This window comes from Roseomonas nitratireducens, assembly GCF_017813355.1.
GTDB classification, from domain to species: domain Bacteria; phylum Pseudomonadota; class Alphaproteobacteria; order Acetobacterales; family Acetobacteraceae; genus Neoroseomonas; species Neoroseomonas nitratireducens.
This window is the reverse complement of sequence record NZ_JAGIYZ010000013.1, coordinates 130101-155371: the sequence shown is the minus strand read 5'-3', so window position 1 is coordinate 155371 and position 25271 is coordinate 130101. Positions and strand designations below refer to the sequence as shown.

Genomic DNA, 25271 nt, shown 5'->3' with positions numbered 1-25271 from the left:
ATGGGGCCGAATCTCCGCCGCGCGCTGGTCGCCGCCGCCGTGCTCCTCGCGGCCGGCGGGGCGGTGTTCGCCTTCCGCCCGCGCCCGGTGCCCGTCGAGACCGCCGAGGTCACGCGCGGCCGCTTCGAGGCCTTCGTGGAGGAGGACGGCCGCACGCGGGTGCGGGACCGCTACGTCGTCTCCGCCCCCGTCGCCGGGCAGGTGCTGCGGCTCGGCGCGCGTGCCGGCGACGCGGTGGCGCGCGGCGACCTCGTCGCGGAGATCCTGGCCCCGCCCGCGGCCCTGCTCGGCCCCCGCGCGCGGCGGGAGGCGGAGGAACGCGTCGGCGCGGCCGAGGCGATGCTGCAGCAGGCCGGCGTGCTGGTGGAGCGCGCCGCCGCCCAGCGGGCCCAGGCCGAGGCCGATGCGGCGCGCATGCGCGAGTTGCAGGCGCGCGGCGCCGCACCGCTCCAGCAGCTGGAGCGCGCGGAACTGGCCGGGCGCACCGCCGCGCGCGACATGCTGGCCGCCGAGCGGCGCCGGCACGCCGCGGAGCATGAGCTGGATCAGGCGCGCGCGCTGCTCGCCTCGGCCGAGGCGCCGGGCAGCGCGCCGGAGCGGCACGATGTGCGCGCGCCCGTCGCTGCGCGCGTGCTGCGCGTGCTGCAGGAAAGCGAGGCGGTGGTCGCCGCCGGCGCGCCGCTGCTCGAACTGGGCGACCCGGCGGAGCTGGAGGTCGCGGTCGATGTCCTGACGACCGAGGCGGTCGGCATCCGCCCCGGCGCGCCCGTCGCGATCGAGCGCTGGGGCGGGCCCGCGCCGCTGGAAGGCCGCGTCCGGCGCGTCGAGCCCGGCGCCTTCACGCGCGTCTCGGCGCTCGGCGTCGAGGAACAGCGCGTCTGGGTGCTGGTGGACCTGGTCGATCCGCCGGAACGCAGGGCCGCGCTCGGCGACGGCTTCCGCGTCGATGCGCGGATCACGGTGGAGGCGATCGAGGATGCCGTGCTGGTGCCGGTCGGCGCGCTGTTCCGGCGCGGGGCCGGCTGGGCGGCCTTCGTCGTGCAGGACGGCGTGGCGCGCGAGCGGGGCGTCGAGATCGCCCGGCGCGCGGCCCGCGGCGCCATGGTCGCGGGCGGCCTCGCGCCCGGGGAGACCGTGATCCTCTTCCCGCCGAGCACGCTGCGCGACGGCGCGCGCGTCAGCCGCGCGCGATAGGCGCGGGGCGGCCGCGCGCCGCCCCCGGCCGCGTCACGCCCGGCCGGCGCCCGCCGCCGCGTCGCGCAGGCGGTCGCCGAGCAGGATGGCGGCGGGGTAGAGCACTTCCTCCTCGGTCCTCGCATGCTGCTTCAGCGCCTCGGCGAAGGCGGCGACCTCGGCATGCCCCTCGGTGTCCGCCGCGGCGACGAGGGCCTCGAGCGCGCCGACGATCCGGCCGTGCTCGGCCAGCATCTCCGGCAGTTCCGCCCGCAGCCGCCCGGCCATGCCGATGGCCGCCTCGGCGACGGCGGGCGCCGGGGTCTCCCCGCGGGCGAGCTGGGCCAGAAGCCCCAGCGGCGGCAGGGCGAAGGCTTCCTCCTTCACGAAATGCGGGTGCAGCAGCCGCGCGACTTCCCGCGCCGCCTCCCCGGTACGCCCGCCCGCGGTGGTCGCGCGCAGGAGCGCGCGGTGGAGTTCATCGTGTTCCGCCTTGAGCGGCGTGGGGATCAGCAGGTCCATGGTCCACCTCCTGGCGCGTCGCGGGGCGTTGTCGCCCGGCCGACGTCATGCGCCAGCCTGCGGGACGGGGCGCCGCCGCGCCTTGTCCTGCGTCAACCGCACACCCGTCCGGCCGAGGAATGACATGGCCTTTCGCACCGCGCCGGCGCCCGGCGCTTGCGCGAACGCGATCTGCTGCAATGCTGCGAGCGGGCGCGGGAGGGATGCATGATCGAAGACCGACGGATCGAGACGCAGCCGGGGCTGGCCTTCGACGTCTCGCTCGCCGGGCCGCCGGATGCGCCGCTGGTGCTGCTGCTGCACGGCTTCGCGGTGTCGCGGCATCTGTACGACGCGCAGCTGCCGGCGCTGGCGGCCGCCGGCTTCCTCGCCGCCGCGCCGAACCAGCGCGGCTACTCGCCCGGCGCGCGCCCCGATCCCGCCCGCGTCGCGGAATACGACATCGAACTGCTGATCGGCGACGCGCTCGCCCTGGCCGACCGGTTGGGGCATCGCGACCGTCGCTTCCACCTCGTCGGCCATGACTGGGGCGGCAGCCTCGCCTGGGACATCGCCTTCCGCTTCCCCGACCGGCTTGCCTCCCTGACCATGCTGTCGCGGCCGCACCCCGCCGCCTTCGCGCGCGCGCTGGAGGAAGACCCCGGGCAGGCGCACCGGTCGCGCCACCACAAGGCGTTCCAGGACCCCGAGGCCGGCGGGCGGCTGCTCGCGAACGACGCCGAATGGATCCGCGTCCGCCACGCGGCCAATGGCGTGCCCGCCGCGGCGACGGCGAAGCACCTGTCCGTGCTGGGCTCGCCGCCGGCGATGGAGGCCGCGCTCGCCTGGTACCGCGCGCGCGGGAAGGTCTATCGCCAGACCGGGCCCGTGAAGGTGCCCACGCTGTTCATCTGGGGCGACGCCGACGACACGGTCGGGCGCATGGCCGCCGAGGGCACGGGCGCCTTCGTGGACGCGCCCTACCGCTTCGAGGTGCTGCCCGGCGTCGGCCACTACGCGCCGGACCAGGTGCCGGACCGCGTCTCCGCGCTGCTGGTCGAACACCTCGCGCGGCACCCGGCCTAGGGGCCGAGCAGGCGCGGCACCTCCTGCCGCAGATGCGCGACGAAATGCCCCATGATGGCCGAGCGGGGGGCGGAGCGCGCGCGGATCAGCAGCGTCTTCATCTCGATGCCCGGCTGCAGCCGGCGCGCCACCAGGCCCGGCAGGGGGAAGGTGTTCAGCAGGAAGGGCTCGACCAGCGCGATGCCCGCGCCGTGCAGCGCCAGCGCCATGCCGGTCATCGACATGCTCACCTGCACGGTGATGCGCGGCACGATGCCCGCTTCCGACAGCGCCCGGTCGACATAGCCGCGCAGCGGCGCGCGGGGGAGGAAGGTGATGATCGGCATGCCGTCGAGCTGCCGGATCGCGACGTCCTTCTGCGCCGCGAAGGGGTGGTCCTCCCGCATCACGCAGGCGACGCCGGAGGTGACGAGCACCTCGGTCTCGACCTCGGGGTGCACGATGGGCTCGAGCCCGACGCCGAGCTCGATCTCCCGGCTGACGACGCGGTCGAGCAGTTCGGAGGAGGCGAGCGCCTGCAGCACGACGCGCACGCCCGGCCGCTCGGCGATGAAGGAGGCGACGGCCGCGGCGAGGTAGCCATTCGCGATCGGGAAGGCCCCGGCCAGGGACAGGGTTCCGCTGCGCCCGCCCTTCATGTCCCGCAGCTGGCGCCCGACGGAATCGAGCCGGGCGAAGATCGCCTCGATGTCCGGCAGGATGGCCTCGGCTTCCGGCGTCGGCTGCAGCCGGCCGCCGATGCGGCGGAACAGCGGGATGCGCAGCTGCGCCTCGCAGTGCTTGAGCACGGTGCTGACCGAGGGCTGCGTCACGCCGAGCAGCCGCGCCGCGCCGGTCACCGTCCCGGCGCGCATCACCGCGTGGAAGACCTCGAGCTGCCGCAGGTTCATTCCGCCCGCCTCCCCGGCCCACCTATAAACGCGATCAATACTCTTGGGCAGGCATCGCGGTTGTCCGGCGTCCTGGCCGCTGGAATGCTCGCCCCCGGCCGCCGCGAGGCGCCGGCACGGGACGGAAACGCAAGGGTTCGGGGCGGGGCGCGACGCGGCCCCGCGCGGGCTGGCGCGCAGCCGCCCCGGTTCGGCCCCGCGCGGCGCCGAGACCGCGAAGCCGCACAGGAGAATCCCATGGCCGCCCCGCCTTCCGCCCGCCGCGACCGCATCAACCCGGCCTTCCCCAAGCTGGTGGAGATGACGAACGAGTACGTCTACGGCGATGTCTGGGCCCGGCCGCAGCTTTCGAAGCGCGACCGCAGCATGGTCACCATCGCCGCGCTCGTCGCGCTCGGCTGGCAGGACCAGCTCAACAGCCATATCGGGCGCGGCCTGACGAACGGCCTGACGCGGGAGGAAGTGAGCGAGATCATCACCCACCTCGCCATGTATTCCGGCTGGCCCTCCGCCATGACCGCCGCCCATGTGGCGGTGGACGTGTTCGAGGCCCAGGACAAGGCGAAGGGCTGACGCCATGAAGGTGGGTTTCATCGGCCTGGGCACGATGGGGGCCTTCATGGCCGCCAACATCCAGAAGGCCGGGTACGAGCTCGTCATCCACGACATCCGCCGGGAAGCGGGCGCGAACCGGCTGTCCGCCGGGGCGGCCTGGGCCGACAGCCCCAGGGCGGTGGCTGAGCAATGCGAGGTGATCTTCACCTCCCTGCCCGGGCCGAAGGAGGTCGAGCCGGTGGTCTTCGGCCCCGAGGGCATCCTGGCCGGCGTGAAGCCCGGCGCGGCGTATTTCGACCTGTCCACCAATTCCCAGGCGCTGGTGAAGCGCTTCGCCGAGGCGCTCGCCGCGAAGGGCGCCTTCGGCTTCGACGCGCCGGTCAGCGGCGGGCCCAAGGGGGCCGAGAGCGGCAAGCTCGCCATCTGGGTCGGCGGCGACCGTGCGGTGTTCGACCGCTGCAAGCCCGTGCTCGACGCCTTCGGCGACCAGGCGGCCTATATCGGCCCGGTCGGCAGCGCGACGGTCGCCAAGCTCGTGCACAACATGGCCGGATACGCGATCCAGACGGCGATGGCCGAGGTCTTCTCCATGGGCGTGAAGGCGGGGATGGATCCGCTCGATCTGTGGAAGGCGATCCGCCAGGGCTCGCTCGGCCGCCGGCGCACCTTCGACCGGATCACCGACCAGTTCCTGGTGGACCGCTACGACCCGCCGGCCTTCTCGCTGAAGCTCGCGCACAAGGATGTCTCGCTCGCCGTGCAGATGGGCCGCGACCTCGGCGTGCCGATGCGCTTCTGCAACCTGACGCTGGAGGAGATGAACGAGGCGATGAACCGCGGCTGGGAGAACCTCGACAGCCGCGTGCCGATGAAGCTGCAGCTCGAGCGCGCGGGGGTCGCCATCGCCTGCGATCCCGCCGCCGTGCAGGCGGTGCTCGACGCCGACAAGGCGAAGTAGCCGCGATGACGTCGCTGCTGCGGCAGGCGGGAATGATCGGCCCGCTGCGCATGAAGAACCGCCTCGTCATGGCGCCGATGGGGACCAACTTCAGCACCAGCGACGGGCTGTCGACCGAGCGCGACCGCGCCTACTACGAGGAACGCGCGAAGGGCGGCGTGGCCGCCATCGTCACCGAGGCGATGGCGGTCAGCGAGGGCGGGCGGGCGCACAACAACTCGCTGTGGATCTATCACGACCGCTTCGTCCCCGGCCTCGCGCGGCTCGTCGAGGCGATCAGGCGGCATGACTGCCTGACCATCGGCCAGCTGAACCACCGCGGCGCGCTGCTGCGGCGGCTGGTGCTGAACATGGAGCCGGTCGGCCCTTCGCCCTGGACCAACCCGAACACCGGCGACGCGGTGCGCCCGCTCGACAAGGCCGAGATAGTGGCGATCCAGAAGGATTTCGTCGCCGCGGCGCGGCGGCTGCGCCAGGCCGGCTACGACGCCGTCGAGCTGCACGCGGCCAATGGCTACCTGTTCCAGCAGTTCCTGACCTCGCGCATCAACCGGCGGACCGACGAATACGGCGGCAGCCTGGCGAACCGCGCGCGCCTGCTGCTCGAGACGGTGCACCGCCTGCGCGACGCGCTGCCCGACTTCCCGCTCTGGGTCCGCATCTCCTGCACCGAGTACTGCGAGGACGGCTACCCGATCGAGGAGATGGTCGAACTGGCGCGCATGCTGGAGGCGGCGGGCGTCACGGCGCTCGACCTTTCCGGCGGGACGAACGAGAGCCCGACCCTGTCGCGCTTCTGCATCCAGCCGCCATCTATGCCGCGCCGCACGCTGGAACCCCATGCGAAGCCGATCACCGACGCGGTCGGCATCCCGACCATCATCGCCGGCCGCATCCTCACACCCGAGGATGCCGAGGCCGTGCTGGCGAGCGGGGCGGCGGACTACGTCTCGCTCGGCCGCGCGCTGACCGCGGACGCGCACTGGCCGCGCAAGGCCTTCGGCGAATCGCCGGTGCCGATCCGGCTCTGCATATCCTGCAACGTGTGCTTCGAGCGGCTGACGCTGGAACGCGACGTCGCCTGCGTGACCAACCCGATGCTCGGCACGGAGTTCGAGGCGCCGGAATTCTCCGAGCCGCCGCTGCCGCGGGCACCGGCTCGCCAGCGCATCCTGGTGCTCGGCGCCGGCGTCGGCGGGATGGAGGTCGCGCGCCTGGCCGCCGCGCGCGGGCATGAGGTCGAGGTCTGGGAGAAGGCCGCGCGGCCCGGCGGGCAGATCCACCTGGCCGTCGCCGCGCCGGACAAGGAGGAAGTGCGCCCGCTCTGGACCTGGCGCTGGGACCAGGCGATGGCGCTGGGCGTGCGCGTGCGCTGCGGGGTGGAGGCGACGGAAGCGGCGATCCGCGCCTTCGCGCCGGACCATGTCGTGCTCGCCACCGGCGCGCGGCCGCGGCCGCTGGCGCTGCCGGGCGCCGCGCCGCTGCAGGCCTGGGACGTGATGCTCGACCCCGGGCTGGTGCCCGAAGGCGCGGTCGTCGCGGTGATCGGCGGCGGCATCGTCGGGCTGGAGGTCGCCGAGATCCTGGCGCTGCGTCGCTGCCGGATCACGGTGCTGGAGGCGACGGCGGCGATCGCGCCCGCCATGGCGCGCAACAACCGCACCGACATCATGATCCGGCTGCGGGCGGCGGGCGTGGCCTTCCATACCAGGGCGCGCGTCGACCGGCTGGAGGATGGCGCGCTGCACGGCGCCGTGGACGGCGCGCCGCTGCGCCTCGACGGCGTCACCCATGTGATCGCCGCGGTGGGCGCCCTGCCGAACCGCGACGCGCTGGCCGAGGTCGAGGCGACCGGCCTGCCGCACACCCTGGTGGGCGATGCCAACCAGCCGGGCGACTACCTGTCCGTCCTGCGCGATGCATGGATGGTCGGCCTCGCGCTCGGCCTCGGCCCCGCCGCCGAACCCCGGGAGAACGCCGCATGAGCGAACCGACCTACCGCGTCTATGCCCTGCGCTACGCGATGCGCGACGCGCGCCGCCACGAGCACTTCGTCGGCGGCGACCCGCACGACGCGCCCATGCCGATGGACTACTTCGTCTGGGCCGCGGTGAACGAGGACCGCGCCATCGTCATCGACACCGGCTTCACGGCGGAGGTCGCGGCACGGCGCAAGCGCACCTACATGCGCTGCCCGATCGAGAGCCTGCCGATGATCGGCGTCGATCCCGACCAGGTCGAGGACGTGGTGCTGACGCACCTGCACTACGACCACGTGGGCAGCTTCCACAAATTCGCCAAGGCGCGCTTCCACCTGCAGGAAGCCGAGATGCACTACGCCTGCGGCCACTTCATGAAGCACAAGAAGCTACGCCATTCCTTCGAGGTCGAGGACGTGACCGGCATCGTGCGCATGACCTTCGCCGACCGCACCGTGTTCCACATGGGCGACGGCGACCTCGCGCCCGGCATCACGCTGCATGCGGTGGGCGGGCATTCCGCCGGGCTGCAATGCGTGCGCGTGAACACCGCGCGCGGCCCCGTGGTGCTCGCCTCCGACGTCACGCATTTCTACGAGAACATGGAGACCGGCCGCCCCTTCACGACCTGCTTCCATGTCGGGCTGATGCTGGACGGCTTCGACCGGCTGCGCGCGCTCGCGCCCAGCCCGCGGCACATCGTGCCCGGCCACGACCCGGAGGTGATGCGGCGCTATCCCGCCGTGCCGGGGCTGGAGGGCATCGCCGTCGAGCTGCACCGCGACCCGTCCGCCTGAACGACGCGTTCTTGAATGGCGGCGCAGCGTCAACGCGCCGCCGAACCGGGAGGAAGACGACCATGACCACGCTGAGCCGCCGCACCCTGCTGGCGACGTCGCTCGCCCTGCCGGGCATCGCGCATGCGCAGGGCGGCGCGGGCCGCCCCCTGCGCATCGTCGTGCCCTTTCCCCCCGGCGGGGCCGCGGACATCACCGCGCGCCTCGTCGCGGAGCGGATGTCCCCGCTGCTCGGCCAGCCGGTGCTGATCGACAACCGCCCGGGCGCCGGGGGCAACATCGCGGGGGAGGCCGTGGCGCGCAGCGCGCCGGACGGCCACACCGTGCTGCTCGGCAGCCCGACGATCTTCCTCGCCAACAAGTACCTCTATCGCGGCGGCATGCCCTTCGACGGCATCTCCGACTTCTCCCACGTCTCCCGCGTGTCGGTCGGCACGACGCTGATGGTGGTGCGCGCCGACAAGCCGTGGCGGACCTTCCAGGACCTCGTCGCCGACGCGAAGCGGCGGCCGGGTCAGATCAGCGCGGGGTCCTCGGGGCTCGGCACGATCAGCCATCTCAGCCTGTCGAAGATGATGAGCGCGGCGGGCATCGAGATCACGCACGTCCCCTATCGCGGCCTGGCGCCGAGCCTGAACGACCTGATCGCCGGCAATGTCGACATCATCTTCGACGGCATCCCCGCCATCATCCCGCATGTGCGCGAAGGGCGGCTGCGCGCGCTCGCCGTCGGCAGCCAGCAGCGCGTCACCTACGTCCCGGGGCTGGAGCAGACGCCGGGCATGGCGGAGCTTCTCCCCGGCTCGGGCATGGACATGGAGTTCTGGTACTCGCTCTCCGGCGCGGCCGGCACGCCGGCGCCGGTCGTCGCGGCGCTGCATCGCGCGACGGTCGCCGCCGTGCGCCAGGACAGCTACCGCGAGCGCCTGACGCCGCTGGGCTTCACCCCGGTATGGGACGAGAGCCCGGAGGCGCTGCTGGCCTTCATCCGCGGCCAGGACGCGATGTGGCGGGAACTGGTGGAACTCTCGGGCGCGCGGCTCGACTGAGGCTGCCGGGCACGGCGGCGCGGACCGCGACCGCCGTGCCTTGACGCGCCATCGCAACGGCCTCACGACTTTTCATGCGACCCCGATCCCGTCACGGTCCACGCCCGCGGGCGGAGGCGCCGGCGCTGCGGACCGGGGCGCGGCCACCGCTGGCCGCGGTGGCTTCCCGACGCCGTCACCGCCGGAGGCGACCCGCGCATGCCCACCCTCGACCCCCGCACCCTGCAACTCGCGGACATCGTCATCACCGATGCCTCGAACTTGGTGTCCCATTGCGGGATCGTCGCGGGGACCAGCCGGGTCAACACCCCGGGCGGCATCGTCAACCGCGCCGACATGATCTACCACGCGACGACGAAGAAGGGCGTCTCCGCCGACCCGGCCTCGACCTGGGCGTCGGAGCGCGGGAAGTCCTCGGTCTTCCGCTGCAAGACGCTGCGTTTCCTCAGCCAGGGCGGCAAGCCCTCCGGCACCAGCATCGCCGAGGCCGCGGTCGCGCTGTCCACGCGCTGCACCTACGGCAAGGGCCGCGCCTGGGTGAAGAGCTGGACCGGCAGCAGCGACTACGGCGCCAGCGCCAAGGGGCGCGTCGCCAAGTATCTCCAGCGTCTCGGCGCCGGCGGCCCCTTCGTGACCGAGCTGTACTGCTCGGAATACGTGGTGCTGGCCTACCAGCTCGCGGCGCGGGGGGATGAGAATGCGGGCTACTTCATCGACCTCGACGGCAAGCACACCCTGCCCAAGGACCTGCGCAACTGGCTCCTGTCGCGCACCCGGCCGGGGGGCACCTGGAGCTACCTCGGGGAGCTCGAATAGCGGCGCGCTTTGCGTCCGGCGCGCCGGGTGATCTAGCCTTCCTGCCTTGAAGCGCGGCGCCAGGACCGCGCGGTGCAGGGAGGAACAACCATGACCAAGCGTCGGACGCTCATGCTCGCCTCGGGCGGGCTCGCCTTCGCCGCCGCCGCGCGTGCCCAGGGCGCATGGCCCGAGAAGCCGGTCCGCCTGATCATCGGATACCCCGCCGGTGGGCCGACCGATTTCGGCGGCCGGCTGCTGCAGGACCCGCTCGGGCGGCTCTGGGGCCAGGCGCTGGTGATCGAGAACCGTCCCGGCGCGAGCCAGGTGATCGCGAGCGAGGCCGTCGCGCGCTCCGCGCCCGATGGCTACACGCTGTTCCTCGCCGCCAGCACCCATGCGAGCAACGCTGCCGTCTATGCGCGCCTGCCCTACGACACCGTCGCCGACTTCACGCCGATCGTGAATCTCTACGCCTCGCCGACGGTGCTTTTCGTCGGCCGCAACTCGCCCTACCGGACGGCGCAGGAGCTGCTTGCGGCTGCGCGCCGGGATACCGGCGGCATGGCCTTCGCTTCCTCCGGCAACGGCTCCTCCGGGCACTTCGCGCTCGAGATGTTCCGCCGCAAGGTCGGCATCGAGGTGACGCATGTCGCCTTCCGCGGCGCCGCGCCGGCGCTGCAGGAAGTGGTGGCGGGGCGCGTGCCGGCGACCTTCTCCACCCTGTCGGGCGCGATCGGCCTGGTGCGCGACGGAAATCTCCGCCCGCTCGCCATCGGCGGGCCGCAGCGGGCCGAGGTGCTGGCCGGCGTGCCGACGCTCGAGGAACTCGGCATGGGCATCCCGGACACCAGCCCCTGGTACGGCTTCCTCGGCCCGAAGGGGCTGCCGCGGCCGATCGTGGACCGCGTCGCGAACGACGTGCTCGGCCTGCTGCGGGACCCCGCCATCGGCCGGCGCATCGTCGATGCGGGCGGCGTCATCCTGGCCGAGGGGCCGGAGCCCTTCGAGGCGCGCATCCGCCGCGAACTGGCGGAGAACGCGGTGATCGCGCGCGAAGCCGGGATCAGGGTGGAGTAGGCGCCGCCCCTACGCCGCTTCCTGTTCCAGCGTCGGCGCGGCGTCCTGCAGCGTCACGCGGCGCAGGTCGCGGGGATAGGTGTTGTCCTCGAAGGGCCGCGCGCGGTGCAGCGTGCAGCGATTGTCCCACATCACCAGGTCATGCTGCTTCCAGGCATGGCGGTAGACGAAGTCGCGCTGCGTCGCGTGCTCGACCAGGTCGCGGATCATGCACATGCCTTCCGGCACCGGCATCCCCTCCACGCGCCCGATATGGGATGACAGGTACAGCGACACCCGCCCCGAGCCCGGATGGCGGCGCACCAGCCGCTGCGGCACGGGGGCGAAGGCCTTCTTCTCCTCCTCGGTATAGGCGTCGAAGCCGAGCTGGGCGCGCGAGTAGATCAGCGAATGCCAGCACACCAGGTCCTTCAGCTTCGCCTTGGTGCGATCCGGCAGCGCGTCCCAGGCGGCGCGCATGTCGGCGAACTCCGTCTCGCCCCCTTCCGGCGGCACGACGCGCGCATGCAGCATGGAATAGAGCGCCGGCGTCGCCTTGAAGGATGAGTCGCTGTGCCAGAGCCGGTTGCCGAGGTTGAACATCCGCCGCCGGTCATCCGCCGCCAGCAGCTTGCCGTCGGTGTCGAGGTTGGAGATGTCGTTCATCTCCTGGTGCTTCAGGCGATGCTTGTGCACGTCGACCACCGCGCGCGTCGGCTCCAGCGTGCCGAGCGCGCGGCCGAAGCCCATCTGCTGGTCGTCGTCGAGCGCCTGGCCGGGGAAGACCAGCACCGCGTAGCGGTCCATGGCGCGGTGCACCTCGGCCGCGTCCTCGGGCGTGAGCGGCGTGCGGAGGTCCACGCCCGTCGCCTCGGCGACGAACAGCGGGTGCAGCGGCCTGAGCGTGAGCGGCATGGGGCGTTCCTCCTGTCGGCCGGGTCCGCCGGGGCGGCCGGGCTTCGCGGGCAAAAGCGTCGCGCCGCCCGGCCGGTGGGGTCAAGCCTCCAGCGGCGGGCGGATGTCGCGCCAGCCCGCCGCCATCTCATAGGCGTGGGAGACGCGCAGCAGCATCGCCTCGTCGAAGGATCGTCCGACGAAGGACAGCGACAGCGGCATGCCGTTCGCCGCCAGCCCGCAGGGCATGGCGATCGCCGGATGCCCCGTCGCGTTGAAGGGGGAGGTGATGGGGTGGGACTTGCGGAACGGCCCTTCGTCCACCTCCGCCAGCAGCGGCGCGGCGGAGGTCGTGCCGGCGCACAGGATCGCGTCGCAACGCGAAAGCACCTCGTCCAGTTCCGCCGTCAGCACGCGGCGCAGGCGCTGCGCCTGGACATATTCGGCGCCGGAGACGAAGGCGCCCATCATCAGCCTCTCCCGCGTCACGCGGCCGTACAGCTCCGGCTTTTCCCGCAGCCAGGGGGCGTGGATGGCGAAGCCCTCGGCGAGCAGGATCGCCTGCGTCACCGCATCCGTGCGCAGGCGCGCGGGCAGCGTCACCTCGACCACCGTCGCACCCAGGCGGCGCAGCACCTCCGTCGCGGCGTCGAGGGCCGCCATCGTCTCGGCATCCACGCCGGATTCGACGTCGAATTCGCGCGCGCGGCCGATGGTCAGGCCGGCGATGCCCCCGCCCAGCGCGGCGAGATAGTCCGGCACCGGCGCATCGGCCGAACCCGGGTCGAGCGGGTCGTGCCCGGCCAGCACCTGCATCGCCATGGCGCAATCCTCGACCGTGCGCGTCAGCGGGCCCGCGTGGTCGAGCGTGAATGAGAGCGGAAACACCCCGCGCCGGCTGATCCGCCCATAGGTCGCCTTGAGGCCCACGATGCCGCAATACGACGCCGGCAGCCGGATCGACCCGCCGGTGTCGCTGCCCATCGCCATCGCGACCATCCCCGAGGCGACCGCCGCCCCGGAACCGGAGGAGGAACCGCCGGCGAAGCGCGCCACATCCCAGGGGTTCTTGGCGTTGGGGAAGGGCAGGGAGTCCGTCGGCCCGCCTCGGGCGAATTCATGGGTCGAGAGCTTTCCGAGCAGCACCATCCCCGCCGCTTCCAGCCGCGCCGTCGTCTCCGCGTCCTCGCTCGCCATGTTCTGGAGCAACTGGCGCGAATGGCAGGTCGTGCGCAGCCCCGCCGCGTCGTAGATGTCCTTGAGCGCATAGGGGATGCCGTGCAGCGGGCCACGGCGCCGGCCCGCCTTGATCTCGGCCTCGGCCTGCGCGGCCGCCGCGCGGGCGCGCGGGCCCGTCACCTCGATGAAGGCGTTCAGAACCGGGTCGAGCGCGGCGATGCGCGCCAGCGCCTGCTCGGTCAGCGCGACGGGGGACAGCGTGCCGTCCGCGATGCCGCGCGATGCCTCGGCGAGCGAGGGGACATGCGCGCTCATCGCCGCGCTCCGGGTTGGATCAGGCCGAAGGCGGGCTCCGTCGTGACCGGGATCGGCTCGTCGAGTGCCGCGCGCAGCGTGCGCCAGGCGAGGAAGGCCTCGAACATCGGCGCGCGGCGGTCGGGCGGCAGCGTCAGCCCGGCGCGGGCGAGGGCGATGTCGAATTCGGTCTCGGGGTCGGGAACAGGCATGCGGCGGCTCCGGCTGGCGATGGCCGCGCGGCGTCGTTCTCCCGCGGGCAGGATGCGCGTGCGCGCACGCGGGTCAAGGGAGGGGCGCCGCCCCTCCCGGACCCTCCCCGCCAGAGGCCGAAAGGCCTCTGGACACCAATTCTCTGGCCCTGACCGTGGCGGGTCGCGCGGTCTTGGTTTCCAAAGGCCCTTCGGCCTTTGGCGGGGGAGCGCGAGGGGGCAGCGCCCCCTCGTCTACCGCCGCAACTCCATCTGGATCGGGCCCTCGCGCTTCCCGCGCGCGAACTGGTCGACCATGGGGTTGCCGGTCTCGCCCAGCGTCGCGGCGGGGCCCGTCCAGACGATGCGGCCCTTGTGCAGCATGGCCGCGTCGTCGCCGATGCGCCGCGCGCTCGCCATGTCGTGCGTGATGCTGACGGCGGTGGCACCCAGGCGCTTCACCACGTCCACGATCAGCCCGTCGATCACCGCGCCCATGATGGGGTCGAGGCCGGTGGTCGGCTCGTCGAAGAAGATGATGTCGGGCTCGGCGGCGATGGCGCGGGCGAGGCCCACGCGCTTCTGCATCCCGCCCGACAGCTCGGCGGGCGAGAGATCGCCGACCGATGCGGCGAGGCCGACCTGCGCCAGCACCTCCGCCGCCTTGTCGCGCGCCTTGGCGCGCGTGATGCGCTTCTGCGCCAGCAGCTTGAAGCACACGTTTTCCCAGACCGGCAGGCTGTCGAACAGCGCGCCGTTCTGGAACAGCATGCCGATGCGGTCGGCCAGCGCCTCCCTCTCCCGCCGCGGCATGGCGAGCACGTCCTGGCCATCGACCTCGATGCTGCCGGCATCGGGCGTGATCAGGCCCAGGATGCACTTGATCGTCACCGACTTGCCGGATCCGGAGCCGCCCAGGATGACCATCCCGTGCCCGGCGCGGATGTCGAGGTCCACGCCGTCCAGCACCTTCTTCTCGCCGAAGGCCTTGGACAGGCCGCGCAGGCGGATCTTCGGGCGCGGTGCGGTCATCGGGCGAAGAACATCTCGGTCAGCACGTAGTCGAGCGCGAGGATGAGGATGGAGGCCGAGACCACCGCCGTGGTCGTCGCGGCACCCACGCCCTGCGCGCCGCCCCTGGACTGGTAGCCGCACCAGCAGCCCATCAGCGTGATGACGAAGCCGAAGACGGCCGCCTTCACCAGGCCCGAGACGACGTCCATCACCTCGAGGAAGTCGAGCGTCGCCTTGAGGTAGCCGGCCGAGCCGAAGCCGAGCTTGGTCGTGCCGATCAGCCAGCCGCCCATCACGCCGAGGATGTCGGCGATCACCACCAGGAAGGGCAGGGCCACGACGCCGGCGAGCAGCCGCGGCGCCACCAGGTACTTCATCGGGTTGGTGGACAGCGTCGTCAGCGCGTCGATCTGGTCGGTCACGCGCATGGTGCCGATCTCGGCCGCGAAGGCGGCGCCGATGCGCCCGGCCACCATCAGCCCCGCCAGCACGGGCCCCAGTTCGCGCGTGATGGACAGCACCACGACGTTCGCGACCGCGCCTTCCGCGTTGAATCGCGCGAAGCCGGTATAGGATTGCAGCGCGAGCACCATGCCGGTGAAGACCGCGGTCAGCGCCACCACGGGCAGCGAGAAATAGGCGATCTCGGCCAGGTGCTTCACGAAGAGCCGGCCGTAGAAGGGCGGCCGCAGCAGGTGGGAGATGCCCTCGAGCGCGAAGAGCGCGACGGCGCCGACCGTCCGGCAGGCGCCCATCACGGCACGCCCGATCGCCGCGACGGGATTCAGCAGCAGGTCCAACCGCTCAGCCCCCGACGTAGCTGCGGGCGTAGCGCGCGCCGAGGGAGGTGAGGATCTCGTAGCCGATGGTGCCCGCCCGCGCCGCCACCTCGTCCGGCGTACAGCCTTCGCCGCCGATCAGCACCAGGCTCTCGCCCGGGACGATGTCCGGATGGTCGGTCACGTCGAAGGTCGTCAGGTCCATGGACACCCGTGCCACGAGGGGGATGGGCCGGCCGCGGAAATCCGCCGAGGCACGGCCCGAGAGGCTTCTCAGGTAGCCATCCGCGTAGCCCGCCGCAACCGTCGCGATCCTGGAAGGACGCGACGCGGTCCAGGAGGCGCCGTAGCCGACCGTCGCCCCCGCCGGGATCTCCCGCACCTGCAGCACGGGGGCGGCGAGCCGCACAGCCTGCCGCATCAGGTTCGCCGTGCCCGGCGTCGGGTTCACGCCGTACAGCGCGCAGCCCGGCCGCGCGAGGTCCGAGGCGAAGCCGGCGCCGAGGAACATGCCCGAGGAATTGGCCAGCGAGCGCCGGCAGGCCGGCAGCCCCGCGCAGGCCGTCGCGAAGCGCGCCGCCTGCTCGGCGTTCAGCGGGTGCTCCGGCTCGTCCGCGCAGGCCAGGTGCGTCATCACATACAGCAGGTCGAGACCCGCCAGCATGCCGTGGTCGGCCGACAGCCGGGCGAGTTCGCCCGCATCGAGCCCGAGCCGCGCCATCCCCGTGTCGATGTGCAGGATCGCCCGCCGCGCCACGCCCGCCGCGCGCGCCGCGGCCGCCTGCGCCGCGACCTCATCGAGCGAATTCAGCACCGGCACCAGCGCCGCGTCGCCATCCGCGCCGGGCGGGAAGCCTTCCAGCACCGCGATCATCGGCCCGGGGCCGAGGATGCCGCGCAGCGCGAGCCCTTCGGTCAGGCAGGCGACGAAGAAGTGCCGGCAGCCCGCCGCGCGCAGCGCCGGCGCCACCGCGGCGACGCCGAGCCCGTAGGCATCCGCCTTCACCACCCCCGCGACCGCGCCCGGCGCGCCGCGCGCGGCAAGGTCGCGCCAGTTCGCCGCGATCGCGCCGAGATCGATGGTCAGCAGCGGCTGACCGTACAGCGGCGCGGCGCCTCGCGCCTCAGCCACGCTGGTCCTCGTCATGCACGGTGTCGAGGTCGCCGAAGCGGGTGAACTCGGCCTCGAAGAACAGCTTGATGGTGCCGGTCGGGCCGTGGCGCTGCTTGGCGACGATCAGTTCCGCCTTGTTGTGCGCCATCTCCATGTCCTTCTGCCACTTGTCCACGGCCTCGTGGAACTTGTCGGGGTTGTCGAAGGCCAGTTCCTTGGGCGCGCGCTGCGCGAGGTAGTAGTCGTCGCGATAGACGAACATCACGACGTCGGCGTCCTGCTCGATCGAACCCGATTCACGCAGGTCCGACAGCTGCGGCCGCTTGTCCTCCCGGCTCTCGACCGCGCGCGAGAGCTGCGAGAGCGCGATGACGGGCACCGACAACTCCTTCGCGATCGCCTTCAGCCCCTGCGTGATCATCGAGATTTCCAGCACGCGGTTCTCCGGCCGCGTGCCGGCGGCGGGCCGCATCAGCTGCAGGTAGTCGACGATGACGAGGTTGAGCCCCCGCGTGCGCTTGAGCCGCCGGCAGCGCGTCCGCAGCGCGGAAATCGTGATCGCCGGCGTGTCGTCGATGAAGATCGGCACCGCGGCCATCTCGCGGCTGACCTCGACGAAGCGGTCGAAGTCGCGCTGGCCGATCTCGCCGCGGCGGATGCGGTCGCCGGAGATGCGCGCTTCCTCCGACAGCAGTCGCGTCGCGAGCTGGTCCGCGCTCATTTCCAGCGAGAAGATCGCCACGCCGCCGCGCGGGACGGCGTTCGGGTCCTTCTCCCGCGCTTCCCGCAGGATGGATTTCGCTGCGCCGAAGCCGATCTTGGTGGCCAGCGCGGTCTTGCCCATGCCCGGCCGCCCCGCGACGATCAGCAGGTCGGACGGATGCAGCCCGCCCATCTTGGCGTCGAGGTCGCGCAGGCCCGTCGACAGGCCCGACACGCCGCCAGGCGTCGAGAAGGCGCGCGCGGCGTGCTCGACCGCGATGGTCAGCGCGCGGTCGAAGGTGACCGGCCCGCCTTCGCCCGCCACGCCGTCCTTCGAAAGGTCGAACAGCGCCTGTTCGGCCGCTTCCACCTGCTGCCCGGCATCGAGTTCCGGATCGGCGCCGAAGGCTCGGTTGACCACCACCTCGCCCAGGTCGATCAGCTGCCGCCGCAGCCAGGCATCGTGGATGACGCGGCCGTATTCGCCGGCATTGATGATGCCGACCATGGCCGAGAGCAACTGCGCGAGATAGGCCGGCCCGCCCACTTCCTCGAGCAGGCCGGAATGCTCGAATTCCGCGCGCAGCGTGACGACGTCGGCGAGCTGCCCGGCTTCCACGCGCCGCTGGATCGCCTGGAAGATGCGGCCATGGATCGGGTCGGCGAAATGCTCGGGGGCGAGGAATTCCGAGACGCGCTCATAGGCCTTGTTGTTGGCCAACAGCGCACCGAGCAGCGCCTGTTCCGCCGCGAGGTTCGACGGCGGCAGGCGCTGCGAGAGGCCGAGGATGGACCCGCCCGCGGGATCGATTTCATTCATGGGCCCACTCTAGCCCGCCCGCGCGAGTCACGCCCCCTGTGGATCGGGTGGATAAGGGGGATGGAGCAACTTCGTTCGCCCCGCGCCGTCAGGCCGCAGCGTGCTCCGCGCGGTGGATGTAGTCGCGCGCCAGCGGCACAGCGTCCTGCCGCCGCGCCAGCTGCGCCTGCCAGACCATGTGGCCCATGTGGCGGAATGAAAGCTCCGCGCCCGCCAGGTAGAACTCGAACATCCGGCAGAAGCGTTCGTCCGTCATCGCCGCGATGGCGTCGCGGTTGCCGGCGAAGCGCGCGCGCCAATGTGCGATGGTCTCGGCGTAGTGCATCCGCAGCACCTCGAGGTCCGTCAGCCACAGCCCGGATTTCTCGATCGCCGGCAGCACTTCCGACAGCGCCGGCGAATAGCCGCCGGGGAAGATGTATTTCGCGAGCCAGGGATTGGTGCTGCCCGGCCCGTCCGAACGCCCGATGGCATGCACCAGCGCGACCCCGTCCTCCCGCAGCGCGCCGCGCACCGCGGCGAAGAAGCGGCGGTAGTGGTCGATGCCGACATGCTCGAACATGCCGATCGAGACCACGCGGTCCATCGGCCGCGTCCAGGCGCGGTAGTCCATCAGCTCGAAGGTCACGCGGTCGGCCAGCCCCGCTTCGTCCGCCCGCTGCCGCGCCACGGCGAGCTGTTCCTCGGAGAGCGTGATGCCGGTGACGCGCGCCCCGTGGTCCCGCGCCAGGCTCAGCGCGAGCCCGCCCCAGCCGCAGCCGATGTCCAGCACCTCGAGCCCCGGCCGGTCGAGCAGCAGCTTCGCCGCGACGTGCCGCTTCTTGGCGGCCTGCGCTTCCTCCAGGCTCTCCCGCCCGGTCGCGAAATAGGCGCAGGAATACTGCCGGTCCCTATCGAGGAATAAGGCGTAGAGCCGCCCGTTCAGGTCGTAGTGGTGCGCGACGTTGCGTCGCGCGCGGCCGGCCGGGTTCAGCTGGTCGATCCGCCGGCGCAGCAGCCGTACCCATTCCATCAGCCGTTCGGCCGGATGGGTCCCGCCGGCCATCAGGTTGTGCACGAGCAGGTCGAGCAGGGCGAAGATCCCGCAGCCTTCCGGCCGGATCTCGTCCGCCATGTAGCCCTCGCCGAGGGCCAGGGCCGGGTTGAAGGTGAGGCCGCGGAGCGCGCGCCGCGTGGCTATGTGCATCCCGGCGCGGGGCTCGCCGCTGCCGTAGCTGCGCATCTGGCCGTCCGGATACCGTACGGCGAGCGTGCCGTGGCGGATCAGCCGCCCGAAGGCGCGGTCGAGGAGCATGCGAGCCTCCCGGTCCTGCCGGGAAAGCATCGCAAATCACGCATATAGAAGGGAAGGGGAATGTCCCGCCGGGGCGGGCCATTCCCCGTCCGGATCAGCGGTCGGCGTCGGCCTGGCCGGCGGCGAGCTCGGCGGCCAGCTCGGCCTCGAGGCTCGCTTCCTCGGCTTCCGCCTCGGCTTCCACGCGCTCGCCGCGGGCCTGCTTCTCGGCTTCCTCGGGCGAACGGGCGACGTTCACCAGGACCGGGATGGCGACTTCCGGGTGCAGCGCGACCTTCACGGTGGTCATGCCGACGGTCTTGATGGCCGTGCCCAGCAGCACCTGGTCGCGCGCGACGGTCAGGCCGGCGGCCGAGCAGGCCTCCGCGACGTCGCGGGAGGAGACGGAGCCGTAGAGGCTGCCGCTCTCGCCCGCCTGGCGGATGATGGTCACGGTCAGGCCGGCGACGCGCTCGCCGATCCGCTCCGCTTCCTCGCGGCGCTTGAGGTTCTGGGCCTCAAGCTGCGCCCGCTCGCGCTCGAAGCGCGCGAGGTTGTCCTTGCTCGCGCGGATCGCCTTGCCCGAAGGGATCAGGTGGTTGCGCGCATAGCCCGGGCGCACCTTCACCAGGTCGCCCATCTGGCCGAGCTTGTCGACGCGCTGCATCAGGATGAGTTCGATCATGTCGTGCCTCCGGGCGGGCTCGTGCGCCGCCCCCATTGCTCGTAGAAACCGAAGGCCGTCACCGCGATCGCGGCCGGCACGCTGAGGATGATGAGCCCGGTGTAGAACACGCCGAGCATGAAGGCGCGGCCCGGCCGCCCGGCCGAGCGGCGATGCACCGCCGCGATGCCCTGCAGGAAGACCGGCAGGAGCAGCACCAGCAGGACCGAGAGCGACACCGCGTCGCCTTCCCCGCCCACCAGCAGCCAGGCGAGCGCGGCGGCGCCCGTCAGCGGCGGGTACCAGGCGGGAAGGCGCACCTCGCTCCAGCGCGGCGTCGGCGCCAGCGCCAGCCCCCAGCGCGTCAGCGCGGATTGCGCCGCCGTGCCGTTGACCGAGAGCGAGACCGCCGCCCAGAAGCCCATCGCCGCGGCCATGACGCGGGTCAGGTCGCTGACCGGCAGCGCCGAGGCGTTGCCGCCCATACGCTGGACGCCCTGCGCGACCGCCTGCCGCAGCGCGCCGTCGAGCCCCCCCGGCGTGCCGGAGAAGCCGATGGCGGCGCCGAGGATGACGATCGCCGGCCACAGGCCGAGGATCGCGAGCGGCAGCCCGGGTTCGATCCGCCCGCCGCGGAAGCCGGTGACGACGATCAGCACCGTCGGCACCGCGAAGGCGGCGAGGAAGACCACCATGGGCAGGCTGCCCGCGACCGCGGCATGGATCACCGCGGCAAGGCCCGCCGCCCCCGCCACCGCCCCCGGGCCGAAGCCCAGGCCCGCGGCGAAGAGGGGAAGCGGGGTCAGCCAGAAGGCGGCGAAGCCGAGCGGCAGCCCGCGCATCGCCCACAGCGACAGCACGGCGGCCATGAGGCCCCCCGCCGCCGCCGCGAGCCATCGCGGATTGCTCAACACGCCCTGCATCGCGGCCGACCCGTCGTCCTCAGTCGTTGATGACGTAGGGCAGCAGCGCCAGGAAGCGGGCGCGCTTGATGGCCTGGGCCAGCTCGCGCTGCTTCTTGCCGGACACGGCCGTGATGCGGGACGGCACGATCTTCCCGCGCTCCGACAGGAAGCGCGAGAGAAGGCGGACGTCCTTGTAGTCGATCTTCGGAGCCTGCGGCCCGGAGAAGGGGCAGGACTTCTTGCGCCGGTAGAAGGGGCGGCGCGCGCCGACGGCGGGGCGGCGGGCGGCAGGCGTCAGGTCGGTGCTGTCGGACATGCTGGCTTACTCCTCGACCCCGCCGGGGCCATCCATATCGTCGCGCGGACGGGCACGGAATTCCTCGCGGTCGTCGCCGCGTTCACGGCCACGGCCGGATCCGAAGCGGCCGGCCGGGCGCGGGCCGCGGAAGCCGCGGTCGCGGTCGCGGTCGTCGGCGCGCTTGGCCAGCACGGCGGACGGCGCCTCGTCGATCGCCTCGACGCGCACGGTGAGCGTCCGCAGCACGTCCTCGTTCAGGCCGAGCTGGCGCTCGACCTCGGGCAGCGCCGTGCCGGGCGCCTCGATGCCAAGGAGCATGTAGTGCCCCTTGCGGTTCTTCTTGATCTTGTAGGCGAGGCCGCGCAGGCCCCAGTACTCGCGCTTCTTCACCTCGCCACCGCCTTCGGCGATGAGGGTCGCGACCTGCTCGGCGATCGCCTCGACCTGTTGCTGGGTGACGTCGTTGCGCGCGATGAACACGCATTCGTAGAGCGGCATGTGATCTCCCTATGGCTGGCTCAGCCCTGGCCCCGGGACGGGGCGCGCAAACGGGCATAGCCGGGCGCTTGCCTCGCGCCCGGCAGGGGAGGGCGGCGTAAAGCACGGGTGGGGGGTCGGGTGCAAGGGCTTGGGGGTCACGCTACGCACAAGGATGCATGCGAAGAGGCGTGCGCAAGGGCGCGGGGGGGCGGGACGTGCGCGCGCCGCGGCGTCAGCGCGGCCCGACCAGGTGGCATTCCGGCGGCCCGGCTCCGCCCGGCGCCACCCGCCAGGCGTAGCGGCCCGCGCTGGTGCGGAAGTCGGGCAGCCCCGCCCCGCGCGCATCGAGCAGCGTCACGCCGCCGCCGGCGCCGCGGTCGCCGCGGTCGTGGATGGTGCAGGCGATGCGGGCGCGCTCCTCCTGCCCATCCCACAGCATGACCACGCCCGGCAGCGCTCCGCCCTCGGGCCGCAGCATCGGCCAGTCGAACAGTATGAAGACCAGCCAGCCGCGGCCCTGCCGGCGCACGGCGTAGAGCAGGTCGGACGACGCATCGAAGTTGCGCAGCCGGCCGGGTGAGCGGTCGACGCCGATGCGATCGCCCTCATGGTTGATCGCCATGGCGTCGGCGATGGGGTGGGGGGAGTTGCGGAAGTCGCGCAGGGCGGAGGCGGCGAGCGGGTCGATGGCGCGCCACGGCACCCAGCGGGCGGAGCGATGCGGCCCCCGAAGCGGTCGATCCACCGTCGTGTCGGAGGGGCCGCATTCCATGCGGCCTGATCCGTCCGCCATGGGGCGCCATCCATGGCGGCCGATATCGGTGCGGAAGTTCCGCCAGCCCCTGAACGGCGCGGCGGAGAGCCGGATCGGTCCGACGGACGGTGCGGCGCGATGCGCGATGGAGCAGGCCTCGCGCCACCTCCCCGGCGCGTCTTCCACCATCAGAACTCCCCAAAGACCGCCCCAATTGCCGGATATCGCGGCAGTGTTGAACAACAGCATGACCTCCGGACGGCCATCGCCATTGAAGTCCTCGGTGATCGTCAGCAGGTCACGGGCGGCGTCGAAGTTCATCGCTCTCCGGCCGTCTGCACCGCGCCCTTGCCGATCGTCGGGATCGTGGTTGAGCACAATGTCCCAGGCGACGCTGTGCGGGGCACGCCCGCCTTCCTCACGGAGGCCACGAAATGCAGCGGCCGCGACGGGGTCCATGAAGCGCCAGGGGAGGTGCATGTCGCTCGCGAACACGGCCGGCGAAGCGAGCAGCGCGACAACCAGAAGAACCGCGCACCTCACGGCTGGAGACGCTGATGGGATGTCATGTCTTCGAAGCGACGCAGGCGATTTTCGATGACCCTGAACATGTATCGTTGGCTATCGTTCCTTGCCGCGGCGAGTGTCGCACCGCGGTCACGATGCTCCAGGTACATCCTGACGCCGTTGGCACCGTAACGATGCCCGGCAGCCGCGAGGTTCGCTTCGCAAAGAGTGATTGGCGTTCCGTCGAAGGCGCGGATCTGCTGACCCAGACGGGCCATGACGCCGTTGTTTACCATGCGTCCCTCGATCTTCCGCTGGCATTCCGTGAGGGCGGCCGCCTGCGCAGCTGGATTCGTCAGGAAGGCTGCGTCGCTTCGGACATCGGGAAAGGTTGCTGGCGGCTGCCAGCCGCCGCGATCATTCTGCCAGCCCGCCTCCTGCAGCGCGATCGGCGTCAACTGATACCGCCCCAAGGCACCGCTGGCATTCCGAGCCCCATACCCATGGTCGCGCCCGGCACTTTCCCGGGATTCCTCATGCGCGATCCGCTCGCGCCATTCCTGGTTCGGCTGCCCGATCCAGGCACGCGGCGGCATCGCGCCGGACGGGCGGGCGGGCGGCGGTGGCGCCGCAGGGCGTGGCGCCAGCCGTGGCGGCGCGGCCGGGGCGCGTGCGGTCCCAGCCGGCGGCGCGGCGCGGTCATGGGCGCGCACCGGGTGCGGCCGGCCATCATCGCCACGGCGCTGATGGGCGCGGACATGCACCATTGCCTCGCCCTGGCGCTTCGCGATTTCGCGCGGCCCAGGGCCAGGATAGCGCGCGGCGTAGCCGGCGCTCACCCGCTCACGCAGCCGGTCGCCTTCGGCGCCGTGCCGGCGATACTCGGGCCGGCGCATCAGGCTGCGAAGGTCGTCATCGGATGACGCGGAATTTTCCAATCTGACCTCCTGTGAGCCGTTGCGCAATGAATACGTTTCTATTTTGTTCCCATCGTCAAGCACCAATCGCCGCCGCCCGTGCGACCCGGATCCAACGCCACGCGCGCCGCCTCGCGGTATCCGAACAACCGGTCGCGGCCGCGCACCGATGCAATGCCAGCCAGCGCCCGCCCCATTCGATGGGATGCGCGCCGGCCCGCTTCATGCTGTCATCGGCCCGGTATCCCCACGAACGCGCCCCCGGGAGCCCGCCATGTACCGCCGCAGCGCCCTGATCCTGCCCATCGCCGCGCTCGGCGCGCCGCGCCTGGCCCGCGCGCAGGCGGCCTGGACGCCGTCGCGCACCATCACCCTTGTCGTCCCCTTCGCCGCCGGCGGGCCGAACGACATCGTCGCCCGCCTGGTCGCGCCCCACCTGCAGCAGGCGCTGGGCCAGACCGTGGTGGTGGAGAACCGGCCGGGTGCTACCGGCGCGATCGCCGCCCGGCACGTGGCCGCCCAGCCGGCGGACGGGCACACCATGATCGTCGCCGCGTCCGGCACCATGACCATCAACCCGGCGGTGATGCAGCGCCCGGGCTACGACCCGGAGAAGGATTTTTCCCCCGTCACCCTGGCGATGACGGTCCCGAACATGCTGGTGGTCCACAAGGACGTCCCCGCGCGCAATGTCGCCGAGACGATCGACTGGCTGAAGCGGGAGAACGGGCGGGTGAACTATTCCTCGGGCGGGGTGGGCTCGACCGAGCAGCTGGGCATGGAGCTGTTCCTGCGCGCGACCGGCACGACGGCGACGCATGTGCCCTTCCCCGGCGGGGCGCCGGCCGTCACCGCCATGATCCAGGGCCAGTGCCAGGCGTCCATCCTGAACGCCGCGACCGTCCGCCCGCATGTGGCGTCCGGCGCGCTGCGCGGCATCGCCATCTGCCTGCCGCGCCGCTTCGCCGCCCTGCCCGAGATCCCGACCATGGAGGAGGCCGGCTTCCCGCAGGTCGTCTCGGCCTCCTGGTCCGCCTTCCTCGCCCCCGCCGGCACGCCGGCGCCGGCCATCGCCCGGCTGCACGAGACGATCACCGCGGCGTTGCGCCAGCCGGAAGTGACGCAGCGCCTGACGGCGGCCGGCTTCACCATCGATGCCAGCACGCCGGAGGAGCTGGGGCGGACGATCTCGACCGAGCTCGCCCGCTGGAAGCGCGTGGTGCAGGAAGCAGGCATCCAGCTCACCTGACGCGCCCGTTGCCGTCCCCGCGCGCATGGTCCCAGACGGATTGCGCGCCGGGCCGGAGGAACGCGTTGCAGATCTGCCGGGTCACCTCGGTGATGCGGAGGTTGTCCCGGTCGGCCGTGAGCTTGGCGACGAGCCAGACGAGCCCGGTGCCCTGCGCGTCGACCTCGGTGGCGACGAGGCGGAGTTCCTCGGCGAGGGAAATGCAGAAGGCGACGCCGAGGCAGAGGTCGTCCTCGTCCTTCGCACCCTGAGGCAGGCGATCGAACATCGTGGCGGGCTCCATGCGATCGCGGCAGGAGCGCCATGATCGTGGCCTTTCATTGAAACGTTTCGACAAACATTACCAATAAAATATAATTGAATTCATTCAATGAATGAGTTATGGAACACTGCCA

The 25271-nt window shown here is 72.2% G+C and carries 27 protein-coding genes; 10 read left to right on the top strand and 17 right to left on the bottom strand.

Features of this window, described 5'->3' with window-relative positions:
* Window positions 1–1194, top strand: coding sequence for an efflux RND transporter periplasmic adaptor subunit (locus J5Y09_RS14770; protein WP_209352567.1), 1194 nt, complete (start codon window positions 1–3; stop codon window positions 1192–1194).
* A 33-nt stretch (window positions 1195–1227) separates the two neighbouring features.
* On the opposite strand, the gene J5Y09_RS14765 is transcribed toward J5Y09_RS14770, so the two are convergent.
* The gene (locus J5Y09_RS14765; protein WP_209352566.1) at window positions 1228–1695 is read right to left on the bottom strand and encodes a hemerythrin domain-containing protein; all 468 of its coding nucleotides are present in this window, start codon (window positions 1693–1695) and stop codon (window positions 1228–1230) included.
* A 207-nt stretch (window positions 1696–1902) separates the two neighbouring features.
* Between J5Y09_RS14765 and J5Y09_RS14760 the strand changes: the two genes are divergently transcribed.
* Window positions 1903–2760: an alpha/beta fold hydrolase gene (locus J5Y09_RS14760; RefSeq protein ID WP_209352565.1), complete on the top strand. Its 858-nt coding sequence runs from the start codon at window positions 1903–1905 to the stop codon at window positions 2758–2760.
* On the opposite strand, the gene J5Y09_RS14755 is transcribed toward J5Y09_RS14760, so the two are convergent.
* Window positions 2757–3650, bottom strand: a complete 894-nt coding sequence (locus J5Y09_RS14755) for a LysR family transcriptional regulator (RefSeq protein WP_209352564.1) — start codon at window positions 3648–3650, stop codon at window positions 2757–2759. The genes J5Y09_RS14760 and J5Y09_RS14755 overlap by 4 nt on opposite strands.
* A 237-nt stretch (window positions 3651–3887) precedes the next feature.
* Here J5Y09_RS14755 and J5Y09_RS14750 point away from each other — a divergent pair, with 237 nt between their 5' ends.
* The 7 genes from J5Y09_RS14750 to J5Y09_RS14720 all read left to right on the top strand — a co-directional run bounded on the left by J5Y09_RS14750 (window position 3888) and on the right by J5Y09_RS14720 (window position 10863).
* On the top strand, window positions 3888–4223 hold the full coding sequence (locus J5Y09_RS14750; protein WP_209352563.1) for a carboxymuconolactone decarboxylase family protein: 336 nt from the start codon (window positions 3888–3890) through the stop codon (window positions 4221–4223).
* Window positions 4224–4227: 4 nt separating this feature from the next.
* Window positions 4228–5163, top strand: a complete 936-nt coding sequence (locus J5Y09_RS14745) for an NAD(P)-dependent oxidoreductase (RefSeq protein ID WP_245217131.1) — start codon at window positions 4228–4230, stop codon at window positions 5161–5163.
* A 5-nt stretch (window positions 5164–5168) separates the two neighbouring features.
* On the top strand, window positions 5169–7148 hold the full coding sequence (locus J5Y09_RS14740; RefSeq protein ID WP_209352561.1) for an oxidoreductase: 1980 nt from the start codon (window positions 5169–5171) through the stop codon (window positions 7146–7148).
* A complete protein-coding gene (locus tag J5Y09_RS14735) occupies window positions 7145–7939 on the top strand; it encodes an N-acyl homoserine lactonase family protein (protein WP_209352560.1) in 795 nt (264 codons plus the stop codon). Before J5Y09_RS14740 ends, J5Y09_RS14735 begins: the two co-directional genes overlap by 4 nt.
* Before the next feature lie 62 nt (window positions 7940–8001).
* Window positions 8002–8988 carry a Bug family tripartite tricarboxylate transporter substrate binding protein gene (locus J5Y09_RS14730; protein WP_209352559.1) on the top strand — a complete coding sequence of 329 codons (987 nt, stop codon included), beginning with the start codon at window positions 8002–8004 and terminating at the stop codon, window positions 8986–8988.
* Between the two features lie 198 nt (window positions 8989–9186).
* The gene (locus J5Y09_RS14725; RefSeq protein ID WP_209352558.1) at window positions 9187–9804 is read left to right on the top strand and encodes a hypothetical protein; all 618 of its coding nucleotides are present in this window, start codon (window positions 9187–9189) and stop codon (window positions 9802–9804) included.
* Window positions 9805–9894: 90 nt separating this feature from the next.
* Entirely contained in the window at window positions 9895–10863 is a 969-nt protein-coding gene (locus J5Y09_RS14720) for a Bug family tripartite tricarboxylate transporter substrate binding protein (protein ID WP_209352557.1), read from the top strand.
* Window positions 10864–10872: 9 nt separating this feature from the next.
* On the opposite strand, the gene J5Y09_RS14715 is transcribed toward J5Y09_RS14720, so the two are convergent.
* From J5Y09_RS14715 to J5Y09_RS14650, 14 genes are all read right to left on the bottom strand, one after another.
* Window positions 10873–11757: a TauD/TfdA dioxygenase family protein gene (locus tag J5Y09_RS14715; protein ID WP_209352556.1), complete on the bottom strand. Its 885-nt coding sequence runs from the start codon at window positions 11755–11757 to the stop codon at window positions 10873–10875.
* An 81-nt stretch (window positions 11758–11838) separates the two neighbouring features.
* The gene (locus tag J5Y09_RS14710; RefSeq protein ID WP_209352555.1) at window positions 11839–13230 is read right to left on the bottom strand and encodes an amidase; all 1392 of its coding nucleotides are present in this window, start codon (window positions 13228–13230) and stop codon (window positions 11839–11841) included.
* Entirely contained in the window at window positions 13227–13421 is a 195-nt protein-coding gene (locus tag J5Y09_RS14705; protein ID WP_209352554.1) for a hypothetical protein, read from the bottom strand. The genes J5Y09_RS14710 and J5Y09_RS14705 overlap by 4 nt, the downstream gene beginning before the upstream one ends.
* A 234-nt stretch (window positions 13422–13655) precedes the next feature.
* Window positions 13656–14432 (bottom strand): ABC transporter ATP-binding protein, encoded by a 777-nt coding sequence (locus J5Y09_RS14700; protein WP_209352553.1) that lies wholly within the window; start codon window positions 14430–14432, stop codon window positions 13656–13658.
* Window positions 14429–15214: an MlaE family ABC transporter permease gene (locus J5Y09_RS14695; protein ID WP_209352552.1), complete on the bottom strand. Its 786-nt coding sequence runs from the start codon at window positions 15212–15214 to the stop codon at window positions 14429–14431. The genes J5Y09_RS14700 and J5Y09_RS14695 overlap by 4 nt, the downstream gene beginning before the upstream one ends.
* A gap of 4 nt (window positions 15215–15218) precedes the next feature.
* The gene (gene alr, locus J5Y09_RS14690) at window positions 15219–16325 is read right to left on the bottom strand and encodes an alanine racemase (RefSeq protein WP_408904058.1); all 1107 of its coding nucleotides are present in this window, start codon (window positions 16323–16325) and stop codon (window positions 15219–15221) included.
* Window positions 16318–17829, bottom strand: coding sequence for a replicative DNA helicase (locus tag J5Y09_RS14685; RefSeq protein ID WP_209352550.1), 1512 nt, complete (start codon window positions 17827–17829; stop codon window positions 16318–16320). Before J5Y09_RS14685 ends, alr begins: the two co-directional genes overlap by 8 nt.
* A gap of 88 nt (window positions 17830–17917) precedes the next feature.
* Window positions 17918–19123 (bottom strand): SAM-dependent methyltransferase, encoded by a 1206-nt coding sequence (locus J5Y09_RS14680; protein ID WP_209352549.1) that lies wholly within the window; start codon window positions 19121–19123, stop codon window positions 17918–17920.
* 94 nt (window positions 19124–19217) lie between these two features.
* The gene (rplI, locus tag J5Y09_RS14675) at window positions 19218–19787 is read right to left on the bottom strand and encodes a 50S ribosomal protein L9 (protein WP_209352548.1); all 570 of its coding nucleotides are present in this window, start codon (window positions 19785–19787) and stop codon (window positions 19218–19220) included.
* Entirely contained in the window at window positions 19784–20677 is an 894-nt protein-coding gene (locus tag J5Y09_RS14670) for a hypothetical protein (protein WP_209352547.1), read from the bottom strand. Before J5Y09_RS14670 ends, rplI begins: the two co-directional genes overlap by 4 nt.
* Before the next feature lie 31 nt (window positions 20678–20708).
* Window positions 20709–20987 carry a 30S ribosomal protein S18 gene (rpsR, locus tag J5Y09_RS14665; protein ID WP_198374545.1) on the bottom strand — a complete coding sequence of 93 codons (279 nt, stop codon included), beginning with the start codon at window positions 20985–20987 and terminating at the stop codon, window positions 20709–20711.
* Window positions 20988–20993: 6 nt separating this feature from the next.
* Window positions 20994–21467, bottom strand: a complete 474-nt coding sequence (gene rpsF / locus J5Y09_RS14660; RefSeq protein WP_209352546.1) for a 30S ribosomal protein S6 — start codon at window positions 21465–21467, stop codon at window positions 20994–20996.
* A gap of 214 nt (window positions 21468–21681) precedes the next feature.
* A complete protein-coding gene (locus J5Y09_RS14655) occupies window positions 21682–22524 on the bottom strand; it encodes a hypothetical protein (protein WP_209352545.1) in 843 nt (280 codons plus the stop codon).
* A gap of 218 nt (window positions 22525–22742) precedes the next feature.
* Window positions 22743–23648, bottom strand: coding sequence for a hypothetical protein (locus J5Y09_RS14650; RefSeq protein ID WP_209352544.1), 906 nt, complete (start codon window positions 23646–23648; stop codon window positions 22743–22745).
* A gap of 253 nt (window positions 23649–23901) precedes the next feature.
* Here J5Y09_RS14650 and J5Y09_RS14645 point away from each other — a divergent pair, with 253 nt between their 5' ends.
* On the top strand, window positions 23902–24876 hold the full coding sequence (locus J5Y09_RS14645) for a Bug family tripartite tricarboxylate transporter substrate binding protein (protein WP_209352543.1): 975 nt from the start codon (window positions 23902–23904) through the stop codon (window positions 24874–24876).
* Here J5Y09_RS14645 and J5Y09_RS14640 read toward each other — a convergent pair.
* Window positions 24869–25144: a hypothetical protein gene (locus J5Y09_RS14640; protein WP_209352542.1), complete on the bottom strand. Its 276-nt coding sequence runs from the start codon at window positions 25142–25144 to the stop codon at window positions 24869–24871. The genes J5Y09_RS14645 and J5Y09_RS14640 overlap by 8 nt on opposite strands.
* Window positions 25145–25271 lie beyond the last annotated feature (127 nt).

Bases quoted from the DNA above. Each gene is read 5' to 3' on its own strand.
- J5Y09_RS14770 (WP_209352567.1), top strand. From the start codon at position 1: ATGGGGCCGAATCTCCGCCGCGCGCTGGTCGCCGCCGCCGTGCTCCTC.
- J5Y09_RS14765 (WP_209352566.1), bottom strand. From the start codon at position 1,695: ATGGACCTGCTGATCCCCACGCCGCTCAAGGCGGAACACGATGAACTC.
- J5Y09_RS14760 (WP_209352565.1), top strand. From the start codon at position 1,903: ATGATCGAAGACCGACGGATCGAGACGCAGCCGGGGCTGGCCTTCGAC.
- J5Y09_RS14755 (WP_209352564.1), bottom strand. From the start codon at position 3,650: ATGAACCTGCGGCAGCTCGAGGTCTTCCACGCGGTGATGCGCGCCGGG.
- J5Y09_RS14750 (WP_209352563.1), top strand. From the start codon at position 3,888: ATGGCCGCCCCGCCTTCCGCCCGCCGCGACCGCATCAACCCGGCCTTC.
- J5Y09_RS14745 (WP_245217131.1), top strand. From the start codon at position 4,228: ATGAAGGTGGGTTTCATCGGCCTGGGCACGATGGGGGCCTTCATGGCC.
- J5Y09_RS14740 (WP_209352561.1), top strand. From the start codon at position 5,169: ATGACGTCGCTGCTGCGGCAGGCGGGAATGATCGGCCCGCTGCGCATG.
- J5Y09_RS14735 (WP_209352560.1), top strand. From the start codon at position 7,145: ATGAGCGAACCGACCTACCGCGTCTATGCCCTGCGCTACGCGATGCGC.
- J5Y09_RS14730 (WP_209352559.1), top strand. From the start codon at position 8,002: ATGACCACGCTGAGCCGCCGCACCCTGCTGGCGACGTCGCTCGCCCTG.
- J5Y09_RS14725 (WP_209352558.1), top strand. From the start codon at position 9,187: ATGCCCACCCTCGACCCCCGCACCCTGCAACTCGCGGACATCGTCATC.
- J5Y09_RS14720 (WP_209352557.1), top strand. From the start codon at position 9,895: ATGACCAAGCGTCGGACGCTCATGCTCGCCTCGGGCGGGCTCGCCTTC.
- J5Y09_RS14715 (WP_209352556.1), bottom strand. From the start codon at position 11,757: ATGCCGCTCACGCTCAGGCCGCTGCACCCGCTGTTCGTCGCCGAGGCG.
- J5Y09_RS14710 (WP_209352555.1), bottom strand. From the start codon at position 13,230: ATGAGCGCGCATGTCCCCTCGCTCGCCGAGGCATCGCGCGGCATCGCG.
- J5Y09_RS14705 (WP_209352554.1), bottom strand. From the start codon at position 13,421: ATGCCTGTTCCCGACCCCGAGACCGAATTCGACATCGCCCTCGCCCGC.
- J5Y09_RS14700 (WP_209352553.1), bottom strand. From the start codon at position 14,432: ATGACCGCACCGCGCCCGAAGATCCGCCTGCGCGGCCTGTCCAAGGCC.
- J5Y09_RS14685 (WP_209352550.1), bottom strand. From the start codon at position 17,829: ATGAATGAAATCGATCCCGCGGGCGGGTCCATCCTCGGCCTCTCGCAG.
- J5Y09_RS14680 (WP_209352549.1), bottom strand. From the start codon at position 19,123: ATGCTCCTCGACCGCGCCTTCGGGCGGCTGATCCGCCACGGCACGCTC.
- rplI (WP_209352548.1), bottom strand. From the start codon at position 19,787: ATGATCGAACTCATCCTGATGCAGCGCGTCGACAAGCTCGGCCAGATG.
- rpsR (WP_198374545.1), bottom strand. From the start codon at position 20,987: ATGTCCGACAGCACCGACCTGACGCCTGCCGCCCGCCGCCCCGCCGTC.
- rpsF (WP_209352546.1), bottom strand. From the start codon at position 21,467: ATGCCGCTCTACGAATGCGTGTTCATCGCGCGCAACGACGTCACCCAG.
- J5Y09_RS14655 (WP_209352545.1), bottom strand. From the start codon at position 22,524: ATGAACTTCGACGCCGCCCGTGACCTGCTGACGATCACCGAGGACTTC.
- J5Y09_RS14645 (WP_209352543.1), top strand. From the start codon at position 23,902: ATGTACCGCCGCAGCGCCCTGATCCTGCCCATCGCCGCGCTCGGCGCG.
- J5Y09_RS14640 (WP_209352542.1), bottom strand. From the start codon at position 25,144: ATGTTCGATCGCCTGCCTCAGGGTGCGAAGGACGAGGACGACCTCTGC.